Origin of the sequence: Myxococcus sp. CA005 (genome assembly GCF_006518205.1) — a bacterium.
Lineage (GTDB): Bacteria > Myxococcota > Myxococcia > Myxococcales > Myxococcaceae > Myxococcus > Myxococcus xanthus.
In genome coordinates this window covers 1-14,250 of record NZ_SRLV01000140.1, presented here as the reverse complement: position 1 = coordinate 14,250, position 14,250 = coordinate 1, and the positions used below count along the sequence as shown (strand labels likewise).

General features: G+C 68.9%; 14 protein-coding genes. 6 read left to right on the top strand and 8 right to left on the bottom strand.

The genetic code is table 11. The features are described from left to right. Positions 1-23: 23 nt before the first annotated feature. A complete protein-coding gene (locus FMQ63_RS35375) occupies positions 24-215 on the bottom strand; it encodes a hypothetical protein (protein WP_020477732.1) in 192 nt (63 codons plus the stop codon). Between the two features lie 215 nt (positions 216-430). Here FMQ63_RS35375 and FMQ63_RS35370 point away from each other — a divergent pair, with 215 nt between their 5' ends. From FMQ63_RS35370 to FMQ63_RS35360, 3 genes are all read left to right on the top strand, one after another. Further along, on the top strand, positions 431-1,945 hold the full coding sequence (locus FMQ63_RS35370) for an FAD-dependent oxidoreductase (protein ID WP_011551665.1): 1,515 nt from the start codon (positions 431-433) through the stop codon (positions 1,943-1,945). A 57-nt stretch (positions 1,946-2,002) separates the two neighbouring features. Further along, complete coding sequence (locus FMQ63_RS35365; RefSeq protein WP_011551666.1) at positions 2,003-2,491, top strand: hemerythrin domain-containing protein; 489 nt, start codon at positions 2,003-2,005, stop codon at positions 2,489-2,491. A 70-nt stretch (positions 2,492-2,561) separates the two neighbouring features. Continuing rightward, positions 2,562-3,236, top strand: a complete 675-nt coding sequence (locus tag FMQ63_RS35360) for a DNA-3-methyladenine glycosylase (protein ID WP_011551667.1) — start codon at positions 2,562-2,564, stop codon at positions 3,234-3,236. 21 nt (positions 3,237-3,257) lie between these two features. On the opposite strand, the gene FMQ63_RS35355 is transcribed toward FMQ63_RS35360, so the two are convergent. Continuing rightward, the gene (locus tag FMQ63_RS35355; RefSeq protein ID WP_011551668.1) at positions 3,258-4,523 is read right to left on the bottom strand and encodes an MFS transporter; all 1,266 of its coding nucleotides are present in this window, start codon (positions 4,521-4,523) and stop codon (positions 3,258-3,260) included. Between the two features lie 240 nt (positions 4,524-4,763). Between FMQ63_RS35355 and FMQ63_RS35350 the strand changes: the two genes are divergently transcribed. Further along, positions 4,764-6,161 carry an APC family permease gene (locus FMQ63_RS35350; protein ID WP_011551669.1) on the top strand — a complete coding sequence of 466 codons (1,398 nt, stop codon included), beginning with the start codon at positions 4,764-4,766 and terminating at the stop codon, positions 6,159-6,161. After that, positions 6,158-6,763 (top strand): methyltransferase domain-containing protein, encoded by a 606-nt coding sequence (locus FMQ63_RS35345; protein ID WP_011551670.1) that lies wholly within the window; start codon positions 6,158-6,160, stop codon positions 6,761-6,763. The genes FMQ63_RS35350 and FMQ63_RS35345 overlap by 4 nt, the downstream gene beginning before the upstream one ends. Positions 6,764-6,822: 59 nt before the next feature. Here the strand turns inward: FMQ63_RS35345 and FMQ63_RS35340 are convergent, their stop codons facing one another. From FMQ63_RS35340 to FMQ63_RS35320, 5 genes are all read right to left on the bottom strand, one after another. Continuing rightward, positions 6,823-8,112 carry a pyridoxal phosphate-dependent aminotransferase gene (locus FMQ63_RS35340; RefSeq protein ID WP_011551671.1) on the bottom strand — a complete coding sequence of 430 codons (1,290 nt, stop codon included), beginning with the start codon at positions 8,110-8,112 and terminating at the stop codon, positions 6,823-6,825. A gap of 54 nt (positions 8,113-8,166) precedes the next feature. Beyond that, positions 8,167-8,973 (bottom strand): hypothetical protein, encoded by an 807-nt coding sequence (locus FMQ63_RS35335; protein WP_225909794.1) that lies wholly within the window; start codon positions 8,971-8,973, stop codon positions 8,167-8,169. A 176-nt stretch (positions 8,974-9,149) separates the two neighbouring features. Beyond that, complete coding sequence (gene dps / locus FMQ63_RS35330; RefSeq protein ID WP_011551673.1) at positions 9,150-9,626, bottom strand: DNA starvation/stationary phase protection protein Dps; 477 nt, start codon at positions 9,624-9,626, stop codon at positions 9,150-9,152. A gap of 131 nt (positions 9,627-9,757) precedes the next feature. Further along, the gene (locus tag FMQ63_RS35325; protein WP_011551674.1) at positions 9,758-10,282 is read right to left on the bottom strand and encodes a carboxymuconolactone decarboxylase family protein; all 525 of its coding nucleotides are present in this window, start codon (positions 10,280-10,282) and stop codon (positions 9,758-9,760) included. 6 nt (positions 10,283-10,288) lie between these two features. Further along, the gene (locus tag FMQ63_RS35320; RefSeq protein ID WP_011551675.1) at positions 10,289-10,843 is read right to left on the bottom strand and encodes a peroxiredoxin; all 555 of its coding nucleotides are present in this window, start codon (positions 10,841-10,843) and stop codon (positions 10,289-10,291) included. Between the two features lie 488 nt (positions 10,844-11,331). On the opposite strand from FMQ63_RS35320, the gene FMQ63_RS35315 reads away from it, so the two are divergent. Next, a complete protein-coding gene (locus tag FMQ63_RS35315; RefSeq protein ID WP_011551676.1) occupies positions 11,332-12,927 on the top strand; it encodes a sigma 54-interacting transcriptional regulator in 1,596 nt (531 codons plus the stop codon). Positions 12,928-12,944: 17 nt separating this feature from the next. On the opposite strand, the gene FMQ63_RS35310 is transcribed toward FMQ63_RS35315, so the two are convergent. Beyond that, on the bottom strand, positions 12,945-14,250 hold a 1,306-nt coding region (locus FMQ63_RS35310; RefSeq protein WP_228556550.1), incomplete at its 5' end, for a hypothetical protein.

The window sequence follows — 14,250 nt, the reverse complement described above, 5'->3', positions numbered from 1 at the left end:
GTGCGGTGGGGGGGACCACTGCGTCAGGCTCCACGGGATTGAGGGGTAGGCGTTCGCACCTCCACGAACTTCACCACGATGGTGCGTGTGGATGCGGGTGGCCAGTCCTGGAGCGCCTGCCCGTGGACGTTCGCGTCCCAGCGCAGACCGCGGTCCAGCACCCGGTCCAGGACGTCGACGAGGCTGGCGCTTCCAGCCAATCTTTCCACGGGCATCGTCGAAGCTCCTCGGCTCCTGGGACCGGGTTTTTGTAACGCGCGTCGGTGAGCCACCCCAGAGCAGGCTTGCCCGCACCGTGATTTGCGAACACGAGAAGGCCGGCAGTGTTCGCTCGTGTACATCTGCAACGCCTTGGAGCTGGGTAGGCGGCCAGCCGTGCGGTCCGCTCCCGTGGCTTATCGCTCCGAGGCGCCGTTCCTAGCCTTGGGCCATGGACGACGAGCAGCGGGCGCACAGGTCGCTTTGGACGGTGACGGCCCCCCCGCGGGACTTCCCGGCGCTGCCGGGTGACGTGACGGTGGACGTGGCCATCATTGGCGGGGGGATGGCGGGGCTGACCACGGCGTGGCTCCTGAAGCGCGCTGGCAAGCGCGTGGTGGTGCTGGACATGCACCGCATCCTGTCGGGGCAGACGGGCCAGACGACCGCGCACCTCACCGAGGTGCTCGACACGCCCTACGCCACGCTGCGGCGCGACTTCGGTGAGAAGGGGGCTCAGCTCGCGGCGTCCTCCAGCCGCGCGGCCATCGAGCAGATCGCCGCGCGGGTCGACGAGCTCGGCATCGACTGTGACTTCCAGCGCGTGCCCATGTACCGCTACGCGGAGACGGAGCGCGAGCTGGCCGAGCTGCACCACGAAGTCACCGCCGCGCGCGAGGCCGGCTTGCTGGCCACCTTCACCCAGGACGTGCCCTTGCCGTATCCCGTGAAGGGCGCCCTGCGGGTGGAGGACCAGGCGCTCTTCCATCCTCGCAAGTACCTGCTGGCGCTGGCGGACCGGATTCCCGGCGACGGCAGCCACATCTTCGAGAACACGCGGGTGACGGAGGTTCACGACGGCGCGCCCTGCCGCGTCGTTACCGACCGGGGCACCGTCACCGCCGCGGCCGTGGTGGAGGCCACCACCACGCCGCTCAACCGCGTGGCCATGCACACCAAGCTCTACCCCTACCGCACCTACGTGGTGGCAGGGCCGCTCAACGGGCCGCTGGAGCCGGGCCAGTACTGCGACAGCCAGGAGCCCTATCACTACATCCGCACGCAGCAGGTGAACGGGCGCACCTACGTCATCGTGGGCGGCGAGGACCACAAGGTCGGCACCGACGAGGACACCGCCCGGCGCTACGCCGCGCTGGAGGCCTACACGCTGCGGCGCTTCCCGGTGACGGACATCACCCACCGCTGGTCCGGCCAGGTCATCGAGCCCGCGGACGGGCTGGCGTACATCGGCCGCAACACGGCCAGCCGCCACGTGTACGTGGCCACCGGCTTCTCCGGCACGGGCATGACGTTCGGCACGCTGGCGGGGATGATTCTCTCCGACGCCATCCTCGACAGGCAGAACCCCTTCGCGGCGCTCTACTCGGCGACGCGGGTGAAGCCCCAGGCGGGCGCGAAGGACTTCATCCAGGAGAACGCGGAGGTCGCCTTCCGCTTCGTCGCGGATCGCCTGTCCCGGCCGAACGAGCACCGGCTGGCGGACGTGGCGCCCGGCGAGGGCAAGGTCCTGGAGGTGGCGGGACAGAAGGTCGCGGTGTACCGCGCGGAGGACGGCATCACGCACGCGGTGTCCCCGGTGTGTACGCACCTGGGCTGCCACGTGCACTGGAACGGCGCGGAGCGCTCCTGGGACTGTCCCTGTCACGGGGGGCGCTTCAGTCCCACCGGCAAGGTGCTCAACGGCCCCGCCGTGAAGGACCTGCCGGCGAAGAAGCTGCCGACCTGAGCCACACGTCTTCACGCCTCAACACGACACCCATCATCCACAAGGGAGAGGGCGACCATGGACGCTATCGAACTGTTGGCGCAGCAACACGACGAGGTGAAGAAGCTGTTCAAGAAGTACGAGAAGCTCTCGGAGGGGGCGGAGGCGAAACGCCAGGAGCTCTTCGAGATGATTACCGACCGCTTGAGCGCGCACGCCTCCATCGAGGAGCAATACTTCTATCCCGCGGCCAAGGCGCAGGACACGGAGGACCTCTTGCGCGAGGCCGCCGAGGAACACCTGTCCGCCAAGCGCCTCATCGCCGACCTGCTGGACCTGGAGCCGTCGGACGAGGAGTTCGACGCGAAGATGCAGGTGCTCCAGGAGCAGATTGAGCACCACGTCGAAGAGGAAGAGGGCGAGCTGTTCAAGAAGGTCCGCAAGCTCCTGTCCAAGGAGCAGCTCGTGGACCTGGGTGTCCAGATGCAGCAGGAGTTCGAGGAGCTCATGGAGGGCGAGCCTCGCACCCAGGTGCCGGCCGAGACGGAGCACGCCGCGCCGATTTGAGCGGCGGCGGCTTGTCGCAAGAATCGGGTTGCGTGAAGGGGGCTGGGCGGCGGCATCATGGTCGCCGCCCATGCCGCGTCCTCCTCCCGACGTCATTCGATACCCCAGCTACTACACGCCCTCGGTCCGCCGTGCCCTGTCGCGCGCGGACCCGACGCTGGGCGCGTTGATGAAGAGCGTTGGCCCCTTCCGGCTCCAGGTGCGTCCGCTGCACAGCCCCTTCGGTGCGCTGGCGGAGTCCATCGTCTACCAGCAGCTCCACGGCAAGGCGGCCGCCACCATCTTCGGTCGCGTGTGCGAGCGCGTGGGCTCGGGACGCAAGTTCACGCCGGAAGCGCTGCTGGCCGTTCCGGACACGTCGCTGCGCGAAGCGGGACTGTCCGCCAACAAGCTGGCCGCGCTCCAGGACCTGGCGCGCAAGACGCTGGACGGCACCGTGCCTCCGCTGGCCAAGGTGCGGCGCATGGATGACGCCGAGCTCATCGAGCACTTCACCCAGGTGCGTGGCATTGGCCAGTGGACGGTGGAGATGCTGCTCATGTTCCAACTCGAGCGGCCTGACGTGCTGCCCGTGGACGACTACGGCGTGCGCAAGGGCTTCATGAAGGCCTATGGCCTGACGGAGATGCCCAAGCCCAAGGCGCTGCTTGCTTATGGCGAACGCTGGCGGCCCTGGCGCTCGGTGGCCAGTTGGTACATGTGGCGCTCGGCGGAGCTCCCCGACGCGCCGACCGTGGAGGGCTGACGGCGTTTCTGGGCTGTGGCCTCAGGCGGTGTTGAGCGTGGTGCTCGGGGCGTGCTTCTGGCGCCGCATGGGCACCAGCAGCACCAGGAAGGCCACGGACAGGACGGTGCCCAGCAGGAAGACGGGCGCGTAGCCCAGGCTGAGTCCGTGCTTCGCGTCCGCGAGCCAGCCCGCGAGCGGGCCCGCGGGCGCCTTGCCCCAGACCTCCATGCTGGCGAGCAGCGTGTAGTGCGTGGCGCCGATGCGGCGGTCCACGCGCGACATCATGAAGGCGAACATCACCGTGGTGAGTGCGCCGCCGAAGAGCTCCTCGGCCATGGTGATGCCGATGACGCCCGCGTCGGTGACGCCTCCGGTGGCCAGCAGCCACCGCCCCACCAGGGGAATCACCCGCAGCGACGCGGTGAGCCCCACGGCGCCCAGCAGCGGCATGCGCGAGGCCAGCAGTCCTCCGGCTAGTGAGCCGACAATGGACGCGCCCGTGCCCCACGTTCCCACCCACAGGCCAATCTGCGCGGCGGTGAAGCCCGCGTCGACGAGGAACGGCTTGAAGAGCACGTCGGACATGCTCTCGCCCAGCTTGTACGTGGTGATGAAGAGCAGCAGCCAGCCCGCGCCCGGCAGCAGGAGCGCCTTCTTGAGCCGCTGGAACAGCTCGCGCCAATCCGGCTCCTGCCGGGCGGTGGCCGCGGACGGCGTGGCGTGCGCCTCGGGGGGAGACTCCCGGGCGAAGAGCATCACCATGAAGACGGCCAGACACAGCAGCGCCATGGCGACGAAGAGGCCGGACCAGCCGATGCGCGCGCTGGCCCACACCAGCAGCCCGCCGCCCGTCAGCATTCCCAGCTTGTAGCCCACCACCTGCGCGGTGTTGCCCAGGCCCAGCTCACTGGGGCGCAGGGTGTCCACGGCGAAGCCATCCACCGCGATGTCCTGCGTGGCGGCGAACAGGTTCATCAGGAAGACGAGCGCCAGCAGGGCGGGGAGCGCGTCTCGTGAAGCCGCGACCGCCGCCGCGGCGCAACTGGCCGCGAGCCCCACCTGCATCGGCAGAATCCACGACTTGCGCCGGCCGATGCGCGTCGAGCCATACCGGTCCACCAGGGGCGCCCAGAGCGCCTTGAGGGCCCAGGGCAACCACAGCGCGCCGAGCAGTCCAATGGTGGTCAGCGAGACGCCCTGCGAGCGCAGGTACACCGGCAGGGCGGTGGCCTGGAAGCCGAAGGGCAGGCCCTGCACGAAGTAGAGCATGCACAGCAGGGCGAGCCGGGACGACGGGAGTCTCATTGACACCCAGCATAGAGCCACCGGGTCGGGAACGAGGAAGTGTCCGCTCGCCACTCCGGATGTGGGGCCCTGTCCACGGCAATGCACTGGGGCCCTGCGTCTCATGGACGGGGAGGGGACGGTCTCTAGGCTCATCCTCCCCACGGCCGGGTCGCGGCCTCATCTTGCGCCGGACGGCGGAGGCTGCCGCGGCGCGTGGAGCACGTCACCATGCAGGAGCAGCAAGCAGGAGTCGAAGTCGTGAAGCGTGGTGAGTCCGCGCCGTCGCCGTCGTTGCGCGTGCTGGATGTGATGGCCCTGACAGTGGGCATCGTCCTGGGAGCAGGCATCTTCAAGGCGCCCTCGCTGGTGGCCGCGCAGTCCGGCAGCGGTGAGGCCATGCTGCTCACGTGGCTGCTGGGCGGTGTCGCGTCGCTGGTGGGCGCGCTGTGTTACGCGGAGCTGGCCAGCGCCTGGCCACACCCGGGCGGGGACTACCACTACCTGTACCGCGCGCTGGGCAAGGGGCCCGCTTTCCTTTTCGCGTGGGCGCGGCTGACCGTCATCCCCACCGGCTCCATCGCACTGCTGGCCTTCGTCTTCGGGGACTACGCCACGCAGCTCTTCCCCCTGGGCCTGTATTCGTCGCCCGTCTATGCGGCCATGCTGGTGGTGGGGCTGACGGCGGTGAACATCGCCGGACTTCGGCAGGGGACCCGTACGCAGAACCTGCTCACGGCCCTGGAGGTTCTGGGCGTGGGGGCTGTCGTCATCGTGGGGTTGCTTTTCACGCCCGCGCTGGTGCCCGCGGCGGCGCCGCCGGCACCGGCCGCGTCGTCAGGGACCGCCTGGGGCCTGGCCATGGTGTTCGTGCTGCTGACGTACGGCGGCTGGAATGAGGTGGCGTACCTGTCCTCGGAGGTGCGGGGTTCGCGGCGCACCATCGCCTGGTCGCTGTTGGCGAGCATCGGGCTGGTGACGGCGCTGTACCTGCTGGTCAACGTGGCCTACCTGCGCGGCCTGGGGCTCGAAGGCATGGCGCGTTCGGAGGCGGTGGCCGCGGACCTGATGCAGCGCGCGGTGGGCAGCGGGGGCGCGCTGGTGTTGAGCGTCATCATCGCCATCTCCGCGCTGACGTCCGCCAACGCCACGGTGCTGACGGGGGCTCGGACCCACTATGCCTTCGGGCGGGACAGCGTGCTGTTCAATGGGCTGGGGCAGTGGCATGCGAAGTCCAATGGCCCGTCCCGCGCGCTGCTGGTGCAGGGGGCCATCTCCCTGGCGCTGGTGGGGCTGGGGACGCTGACGCGTCAGGGCTTCGAGACGATGGTGGAGTACACCGCGCCCGTCTTCTGGCTCTTCTTCCTGCTGACGGGCGTGTCGCTGATGGTGCTGCGCGTGCGTGAGCCGGATGCGCCGCGGCCGTTCCGCGTGCCGCTGTATCCGCTCACGCCGCTGCTCTTCATCGGCATCTGCGCCTACGTCCTCTATTCCAGCCTGGCCTTCACCGGGCTGGGCGCGCTCGCGGGGCTGGCAGTGCTGGGCACGGGCGGCGTGCTGCTCGCCGTGGAGGCGGTGCGCACCCGCAGGGGCTCGCAGGGGACCTCCCCCAAGGCCAGTTCCTCTCCCAGACTGCAACGAACGAAGGAGGCGACATGAAGCGAATGATGGTGGTTTTCGCGTTCACGGCGGCGATGGCCGCGAACGCCGCGAGCGTTTCGACGGCGCAGCAGACGGTGACGGTGCAGGTCCGCGGACCCGCGGGCAGTTCGATTCAGTCGCCCGAGGTTCCCTTCGTCCCCACGCCGGAAGGTGCCGTGGACGGGATGCTGGCATTGGCTGGCGTGAAGCCCGGGGACACTGTCTATGATTTGGGCAGCGGTGACGGCCGCATCGTCATCTCCGCGGTCCAGAAGCACGGGGCGAAGCACGCCGTGGGCGTGGACATCAACCCGGAGCGCATCGCCGAGGCCAACCAGAACGCGAGCCAGGCGGGCGTGAAGAACAAGGTGGAGTTCCGCCAGGGGGACCTCTTCGACGCGGACATCCGTGACGCGTCGGTGGTGACGCTCTACCTGTTGCCCTCCGTCAACGAGCGGCTCAAGTCCAAGCTGCTCTCGGAGCTGAAGCCAGGCACGCGCATCGTGTCGCACAGCTTCGACATGGGTGACTGGGCGCCGACCAAGACGGTGCAGAGCGAGGGACGGACGCTCTACCTCTGGGTCGTCCCCGAGCGCGGCACGGGCGGCGCGCCCCGCTGAGTGCGGCTCGAGGCGTCCGGGGCCGGCCACCTCGCATGGAGGGGCCGGGCCATTTCACGTCAGGGCGCCGGAGGCGGCTGACCCGGCGTGCGCGAGTAGTGGAGCACCATGGCCTCCAGCCGCGACAGGGCCTTCTCCAGCGTCTCCATGGACGGGCCGAAGGACAGGCGCACGTAGCCGCGGAAGCGGGAGGGTCGCGCGCGGCGCTTGCCGGGATTCACGTCGAAGAACTCGCCCGGAACGGCGATGATTTTCTGGTCCAGCGCGGCGCGGAAGAAGCCCATGCCGTCGTTGAGCGGCGGCGGCAGCCCGGACACGTTGCCCCAGACATAGAAGGTGCCGTCCGGCGCGCGGTCCGTGCGGATGCCGATGCGCTCCAGCCGGGAGTGGAAGCGGTCCCGCTTCTCCCGGAAGGTGTTGTGGATGGCCATCGTCTCCGCCACCACGGGCTCCTCCTGGAGGAGCTGAATCGCCGCGCGCTGGAGCGGCCGGCTCCCTCCGCCATCCAGGAAGCTCCCCGCGCTGGCGACCGCATCGATGACCTGGCGCGGCCCCACGGTCCACGTCATGCGCCAGCCCGGGTAGCGCCAGTTCTTGGTGAAGCCGTCGAACAAGACCACCGGGTCCTTGTTCACGTCCTCCACGTAGCGGGCGGCGCTCTCCACCGGCAGGTGTCCGGGGCGGCCCGTCCAGATGTAGTGCGAATAGAACTCGTCGACCAGCAGCGCGCACTCATGCTCGCGGGCCACGCTCACCCAGCGCGCCATCTCCTCGCCGTGCACGAGCTTGCCGGTGGGGTTGCAGGGGTTGGAGAAGAGCAGGGCGGACAGACCCCGGCCCTGCACCTCGCGCCGCAAGTCCTCCGCGGTGAAGGCGTAGCCGCGCTCACCCTCCAGGAGGATGGGGATGGCGGTGAACGCCTTGAAGACGTCCAACAGCTCCTCATACGCCGTGTAGTCCGGCAGGAAGTGGCCCAGGTTGATGGCGCCCAGGCTGGCCGCGGCGCGGGTGAGCGCCGCGCGGCCGCCGCCAGACAGGCACACGTTCTCCGCGCTGTACTGGCTGGGCATGCCCCGGCGGTAGAGCCGGTTGTAGAGGCTTGCGATGGACTCGCGCACCTCCCAGAGCCCGGCGACGGGGGCGTACTCCATGTCGGCCACGTCGATGGTGACCTGGTTCAGCCGGGGCGGCGCGCCGGGGAGGTCTCCCGTCTCCGGCTGGCCCTGGCCCAGGTTGCACCACTCCGGGTTGCTGGAGCGGTAGCCGCGGCGGGTGGCCTCGGCGGTGACGAAGATGACGCCGGTGCGGGGCACGGCGCGGAATGCCGGAAGGGGGACGTCGTCGCTCACGGCATCACACCCTAGCGGAAGTCCGCCCCGTGCGCGCTGCCGCCGCGCGCCCGCTCAGCGGACGATGGGCACCGTCACCGGCTCCAGGTCGTCGACCGTCACCTCGGCCTTGCCCAGGCGCCACAGGACGGGCTGGAAGCGGGCTTCCACGCGCCGCCCGTCCGCCGTCTCCAGCACCGCGGTACCTTCCTTCGGCAGGTATTCACCCACCTCGTAGTGCAGCCCCGTCAGCGTGAGGCGGTCGGTGCCCTGAGGGCCCGTCAGCTCGCCTGGACCGTCCAGCACCAGCGACGTGCCACCAAACACGGGCATGCCGGCTCGCATGCCCACGCGGCCATCGACGCGGAACGTGTGGCCCTCCCGTCCAGGGACGCCGCCCTGCACATCCGCCCACAGGCGCGTCTCGTCGCCGCACGTGCCGTAGCCCACCTCCGCCTGGAGCGGGTGTCCGTCCACTGTCAGTCCGCGCAGGTCCGCCTCCACTTCCATGAGGTCCTCGCCGCCGCGGTAGAGGAACGCCGCCTGACCGGCGAAGCGCAGGCCGTGCACGTCACAGCCGCCTTCATCGAAGGTGAGCACCACGCGGTCCGTCACGCTGTCATGGGGCTCCACCGCGGCGTGGGCGCAGGCCCACCGCCCGCGCACGCCATGCGCGGCGGTGCTGAGGAAGGCGCGACGGGGCTCACCGCAGGTGTACACCGGCAGCACGCCCAGGGCTTCCAGCGCGCCGCGCACCTGATGCGAGGCCGCCACCACGCGCTCCACGCGCTGACGGGCCGCGTCCACTTCTTCCTGCGTGGGGGCTCCGCCGCCACAGGCGGTGACGAGGACGGTGAGGGCAAGACAGGTGATGCGTCGCATGGGCGCTTCTCCAGGGGTGCACGACACCGCGGCTTCGCGGCGGGTCATGCCCCCGTGGAGAGCAACCATCATGCCCGGTGCAACCTCGCGAGAACACGAGGCTCGGCCGGAACAGGGCCTGGGATGTGCGTGCAGCGGGTTGCACAGCCCCGGCGGGCCCGTCCGGGTGAGGCGGCTCAGCCTTCGAGCGAAGCGCGCAGGAACCACGCGTGCTTCTCGAACTCGGTGATGATGTCCGTGGTGAGGCCCTCGGAGTCCGAGTCCCCGTTCTCGACGAAGAGGGCGCGGCTCTTCCGCAGGCCGTCCAGGTAGACTTCGATGCGCTCGGCCAGGAGCTTCACGTGCTCCATGTCACGCGTCGTCTCCTGCGGATACTCCGGCAGGCGGCTCGTCTTGCCCACGTGGCGGCTGGTGCCGTAGGCCTTGCCACCGAGCGTCACCGCGCGCTCGGCGATGGAGTCGTTGTGCGTGGCCAGGCTCACCGCGAACGTCTCGAACAGCGGGTGGAGCGAGGCGAACTGCGGACCCTTGATGTTCCAGTGCGCGACCTTGATTTGCGAGTGCAGGTCGAGCCCGTCGGCGAGCCGCTCGTTGAGCGATTCAGCGATGGCGGCGCGGGCCTTCTCGGGAAGGGGGCTGGGGCTGCGGTACATGGTGTCTTCCTTTCGAATGTGTGTTTGTCGGTGTCGGCTGGTTGGATGCGCGGCGGCCAAAAAGGGAGCGCCCCCCGGTGTTTCCACCGGAGGGCGCTTGAAACTTCCGCGATGCCTCGCGACAGAGGGGCTTAAGACTCCAGCCCCACCGCCGCCGCGTGGATGACCGACGCGATGCGAACCGCGTCGTGCACCTGGTCCTCGGAGAGGCCGCCGTCGAGGACGACCTTCTCGTGGGACTGCATGCACATCTCGCAGCCGTTGATGGCGCTGACGGCGAGGCAGACCAGCTCGAAGTCCACCTTGTTCGTCAGCACCTGCGCGAGCCGGTTCATCCGCAGCCCGGCACGCTTGGTCGAGTAGGACTCCTTCCCGATCATGTGCCTGAAGCGGTAGTACACATTGTTCATCGCCATCAACGACGCCGCCGCACGCGCGTCCTCGATGACAGGCTCGGGATTCGCGAGGGCCTTCTTCGCCTCGTTGAGCATGGCCTCCTTCAGCCGCTCATTCCGAGCGGCGAAGGCGCATGCCACGGCCACACCCCAACGCTGCTCCGCGGTGAGGCTGCCACCTTCCAGGACACCCTGGAGGTTGAGGCGGGTGTCCTTGTGGGAGTCCGCGAGTTCAGAGCGGACGACTTCGAGCGAGGCCATGGTGGATTACCCCGCCTTCGACAGCTTCTGGGTCAGGGTCTCCTCACCCTTGGTCCAGTTGCAGGGGCACAGCTCGTCCGTCTGGAGCGCGTCCAGCGTGCGAATCGTCTCGGAGACGTTGCGGCCCACGGACAGGTCGTTGACCGTCACGTGGCGGATGATGCCCTCGGGGTCCGCGATGAACGTCGCGCGGAGGGCCACGCCCTCTTCCTTGTGGAGGATGCCCAGCGCGTTGCACAGCTCGTGCTTGATGTCCGCCAGCATCGGGAAGGGCAGGTTCTTCAGGTCCGGGTGGTGCGTGCGCCACGCGTGGTGCACGAACTCGCTGTCGGTGCTCAGGCCGAGGACCTGCGCGTCACGGTCAGTGAAGTCCTTGTTCTTCTTGCCGAACTCCGCGATCTCCGTGGGGCAGATGAAGGTGAAGTCCTTCGGCCACGCGAACAGGACCAGCCACTTGCCCTTGAAGGTCTCGTTCGTGATGTCCTGGAACTCCTTGCCCTTCTCCAGGGACACGGTGGCCTTCACCTTGAAGTTCGGGATCTTGTCGCCAACGGTCAGCATTACGGCTCCTTGGGATGGGGGCCCGGCGGTGAGCCGACCCCAGTGAACGTGTTCTGTCCTACCGCTTAGCAGTCACCGTGCCAGAACCTCGAATCAATGATTCCAGGGGTTTGGATTTCACCCCCACTGGGTCGGTGCCGCTGGGCCGGTGTCTAACGAAATCTCGGTGCGTTTCGCCACTGCAATTTCGGTGGATCGACGAACCGGGGGGAGACTGGCCGCTCATGGTCCTCACGAGCGGGCGGAAAATACGAGAAGTGCCGCGTGGTTGCACCCACTCCGGGCAGGCAACGGCTCGAATGTGCGGCCGCGAACGCGTGCTCCGTTCACCTACAAGGCGGCCCCTCCCCGAATGTTCAAAAGAATCTCTTTGTGTTCCGGAGGTTGCGACGGATCTTCCGGCCTGGAGTGGTTGCCTGGACGGTGGGGCACGAAATCTCGGTGCCTGCCTCACTGCAATTTCGGTGGAACCCTATTATTTCGTAGGTATGCAGGACGACTTTTCAGGCGCCATCGACGGTGCGAAGGACGCTCGGGACCTCCTCGAGCTGGCAACGGCGGAGGATTCCGTCGGGGATTTGCTGCGCCGTGGGCTCGACTGGCTGACGCGGGTGGTGCGCTTCGACCTGGCCACGGTGTTCCTCCTGAAGGAGGGCCGGCTGGTGGCGGTGGCCGCACGAGGGTCGTTGGCCAACGCGAAGGTGCGGCAGCACTCGTTGCCGTTGTCGGAGTTCCCCTCGCTGCGGCAGGCCCTGGAGACGCGGCGGGCGAAGGCCTTCACGGAAGAGGACCATGCCCACGGGGATGGAGACCCTTTCGACGGCGTGTTGGATTTGCCGCCGGGGCATTCGTGCATGGTGGTGCCGCTGTGCGCGGGTGATCGCTGCTACGGCGTGCTCTCCCTGGACCGCGCCGAGTGTGAGACGTACCCCCAGCCGGTGGTGGACCTGGTGGAGGTGTACGGGCAGATGCTGGCCACGGCCATCCAGTCGGCCGAGCAGCGCGCCACCTTCGAGCGTCTCCACCGTCAGGACCACGAGCACGCGAAGCTGCTGGAGGCGCAGCTCGGCGGAGACTCGGAGGGCATCCTCGAGACGTCGAAGAGCCCGGTGATGCGAGACCTGGCGCGGCGGGCGCGGCAGGTGGCGGAGACGGACACGCCAGTGCTGATTACCGGTGAGACGGGCACGGGCAAGGAGCGGCTGGCCCGCGCCATCCACCGTTGGAGCGCCCGCGCGGACCAGCCCTTCGTCACGCTCAACTGCGCTGCCATTCCGGCGGGCTTGCTGGAGAGCGAGCTGTTTGGCCACGTGAAGGGCGCCTTCACCGGCGCCACGAAGGACCGGGCCGGACGCTTCCAGATGGCGCATGGCGGCACGCTGCTGCTGGATGAAGTGGGCGAGCTGCCCTTCGACCTCCAGGCGAAGCTGCTGCGGGCGCTGCAGGAGAAGACATTCGAGCCGGTGGGCAGCGACAAGACGGTGCGCGCGGACGTGCGCATCCTCGCGGCCACGCACGTGGACCTTCAGCAAGCCATTGCCCAGAAGCGCTTCCGCGAGGACCTCTACTACCGGTTGAGCGTGTTCCCCCTGCGCCTGCCGCCGCTGCGCGAGCGCCGGGAGGACCTGCCGCAGTTGTGCGCCTTCCTCCTGGAGGAACAGGCGAACCGGACGGGACGGCGGGGCATGCGGGTGACGCCAGAGGGCCTGGTGCGGTTGGAGGCCTACGAGTGGCCGGGCAACCTGCGCGAGCTGGCCAATGCGCTGGAGCGGGCCACCATCCTCACGCGAGGGACGGAGCTGGGGCCGGAGTCCTTCGACGTTCCCACGCGCGGCGCGGCCGTGGTGGCGGCCCTGCCGGAGGAGCCGGCGCCCGCGGCGGGAGGGCCGAAGCGGGGCCCCGTGCTGACGCTGGCGGCCGTGCAGCGCGAGCACATCATGCGAGTGCTCACGCTCACGCGGGGCCGCGTCTACGGCGCCAATGGGGCCGCGGCGCTGCTGGGGCTCAAGCCGTCCACGCTCCAGAGCCGGATGAAGAAGCTGGGCATCGCCCGGCTGGAGCAGTTCGTTGTCGACGAGGCGTGAGCCTTGAAACCGCGCGCCTAGGAGACGCGCGGTGCCGAGGGCGCCACCGGGTAGGTTCCCCGCTGACCGAACGGCGGGTCGAACAGCGCCGGGTCCGACTGCCGCGAGCGGAAGAGGTCGACGATGTAGTTCATCCGCTGGTCCAGCTTGCTCCAGTCCTTCGCCCCGGAGCCCTTGAGGCTGTCCTGGCTCTTGTCGAGCTGGCCCAGCAGCGCGCGCAGCTCGGGGTTTTCGATGGAGCGCAGGTGCGGCGGGAAGAGCGTCGACTCCATGCCCGGAGGCGGCGGCAAATCATTGCCCAGCTTCAGCGCGCTGCCCGGCACGGCCAGCTTCATCATGTGCTCGGTGGCGACGCGGCGGAACACGTTCGCCACGCCATCCACCACGGGGTTCAGCGCCGCGTCCACCAGGCCCGTCTTCAAGGCCGCCTTGCCCGCGAGGTTGGCGGGGAAGGGGAGCGCATTGATTTGCGCCTCGACGGTCTGCTTGAGGATGTCGCGGAAGGTGTCCTTCACCGGCGAGTTGAGCGCCTTCTCGACGTAGGGCTGGAGTTGCGTCTGCTCGTGCAGGCCCACCTTGTCGTTGGCCAGGAGCATCAGCTCGGCCTTCTTGTTCGGGTCCTTCTCGAACATGGCCTGGGCGTAGTGGCCGAAGGCCTCCTTCAGCAGCGGCTTGTCCGCGGGGAAGCCACTCAGGTACTGCTCCGCCTTGGCGGCGTCATACTGGGTGTCGCCCTGGAAGGTCTCCACGAAGCGGGCGAACTCCTGGCCCACCTCCTCGAACACCAGCTTGTTGCCGTCGGCGATGGCCTTGCTGACGTTCTGGAGCGCCTGATTGCCCGCCGAGGCGATGTCGCCCAGCGGCAGCGAAGGGAGGCCCAGCTTGCGCAGCAGGTCGTCCACCTTGGACATCGGCCCCATGACGCCGTCGGCGCCCTTGAGCGCGTCCGTGAAGAACTTGGGCATGTCCTCGCCGCGGATGCTCACGCCGGCTTGCTTCGAGGCCCAGGTCGCGAAGGTGGACCAGTTGGCGTTCTCCGTGCCCAGCAACTGACCCATGGCGTTGGACAGGTCCGAATAGCCCTGGGTAATCGCATGGTTGCGCGCCACCGGGTCCTGCATGGCGGCGATGTTCCGCACGTCCGCGGCGGTGGGATAGCTGCCCGGCGCGACGCTCGGGCCGCGCGCCAGGGCCGCGGGGGCGTTCAGCGCCACGGGCTGTTGCCGGGCGGGCGGGGACTCGAACTGGGACACCCCGGACATGCCGGGCCGGGTCACCTGGGCCTTGGCCTGGGGTTTGACCTCGTTGCGAGCGGGGCGGGGC

What these genes read in the sequence shown, in the direction of transcription:
- FMQ63_RS35375 (WP_020477732.1), bottom strand. Translation starts at nt 215, where the DNA reads ATGCCCGTGGAAAGATTGGCTGGAAGCGCCAGCCTCGTCGACGTCCTG.
- FMQ63_RS35370 (WP_011551665.1), top strand. Translation starts at nt 431, where the DNA reads ATGGACGACGAGCAGCGGGCGCACAGGTCGCTTTGGACGGTGACGGCC.
- FMQ63_RS35365 (WP_011551666.1), top strand. Translation starts at nt 2,003, where the DNA reads ATGGACGCTATCGAACTGTTGGCGCAGCAACACGACGAGGTGAAGAAG.
- FMQ63_RS35360 (WP_011551667.1), top strand. Translation starts at nt 2,562, where the DNA reads ATGCCGCGTCCTCCTCCCGACGTCATTCGATACCCCAGCTACTACACG.
- FMQ63_RS35355 (WP_011551668.1), bottom strand. Translation starts at nt 4,523, where the DNA reads ATGAGACTCCCGTCGTCCCGGCTCGCCCTGCTGTGCATGCTCTACTTC.
- FMQ63_RS35345 (WP_011551670.1), top strand. Translation starts at nt 6,158, where the DNA reads ATGAAGCGAATGATGGTGGTTTTCGCGTTCACGGCGGCGATGGCCGCG.
- FMQ63_RS35335 (WP_225909794.1), bottom strand. Translation starts at nt 8,973, where the DNA reads ATGCGACGCATCACCTGTCTTGCCCTCACCGTCCTCGTCACCGCCTGT.
- dps (WP_011551673.1), bottom strand. Translation starts at nt 9,626, where the DNA reads ATGTACCGCAGCCCCAGCCCCCTTCCCGAGAAGGCCCGCGCCGCCATC.
- FMQ63_RS35325 (WP_011551674.1), bottom strand. Translation starts at nt 10,282, where the DNA reads ATGGCCTCGCTCGAAGTCGTCCGCTCTGAACTCGCGGACTCCCACAAG.
- FMQ63_RS35320 (WP_011551675.1), bottom strand. Translation starts at nt 10,843, where the DNA reads ATGCTGACCGTTGGCGACAAGATCCCGAACTTCAAGGTGAAGGCCACC.
- FMQ63_RS35315 (WP_011551676.1), top strand. Translation starts at nt 11,332, where the DNA reads ATGCAGGACGACTTTTCAGGCGCCATCGACGGTGCGAAGGACGCTCGG.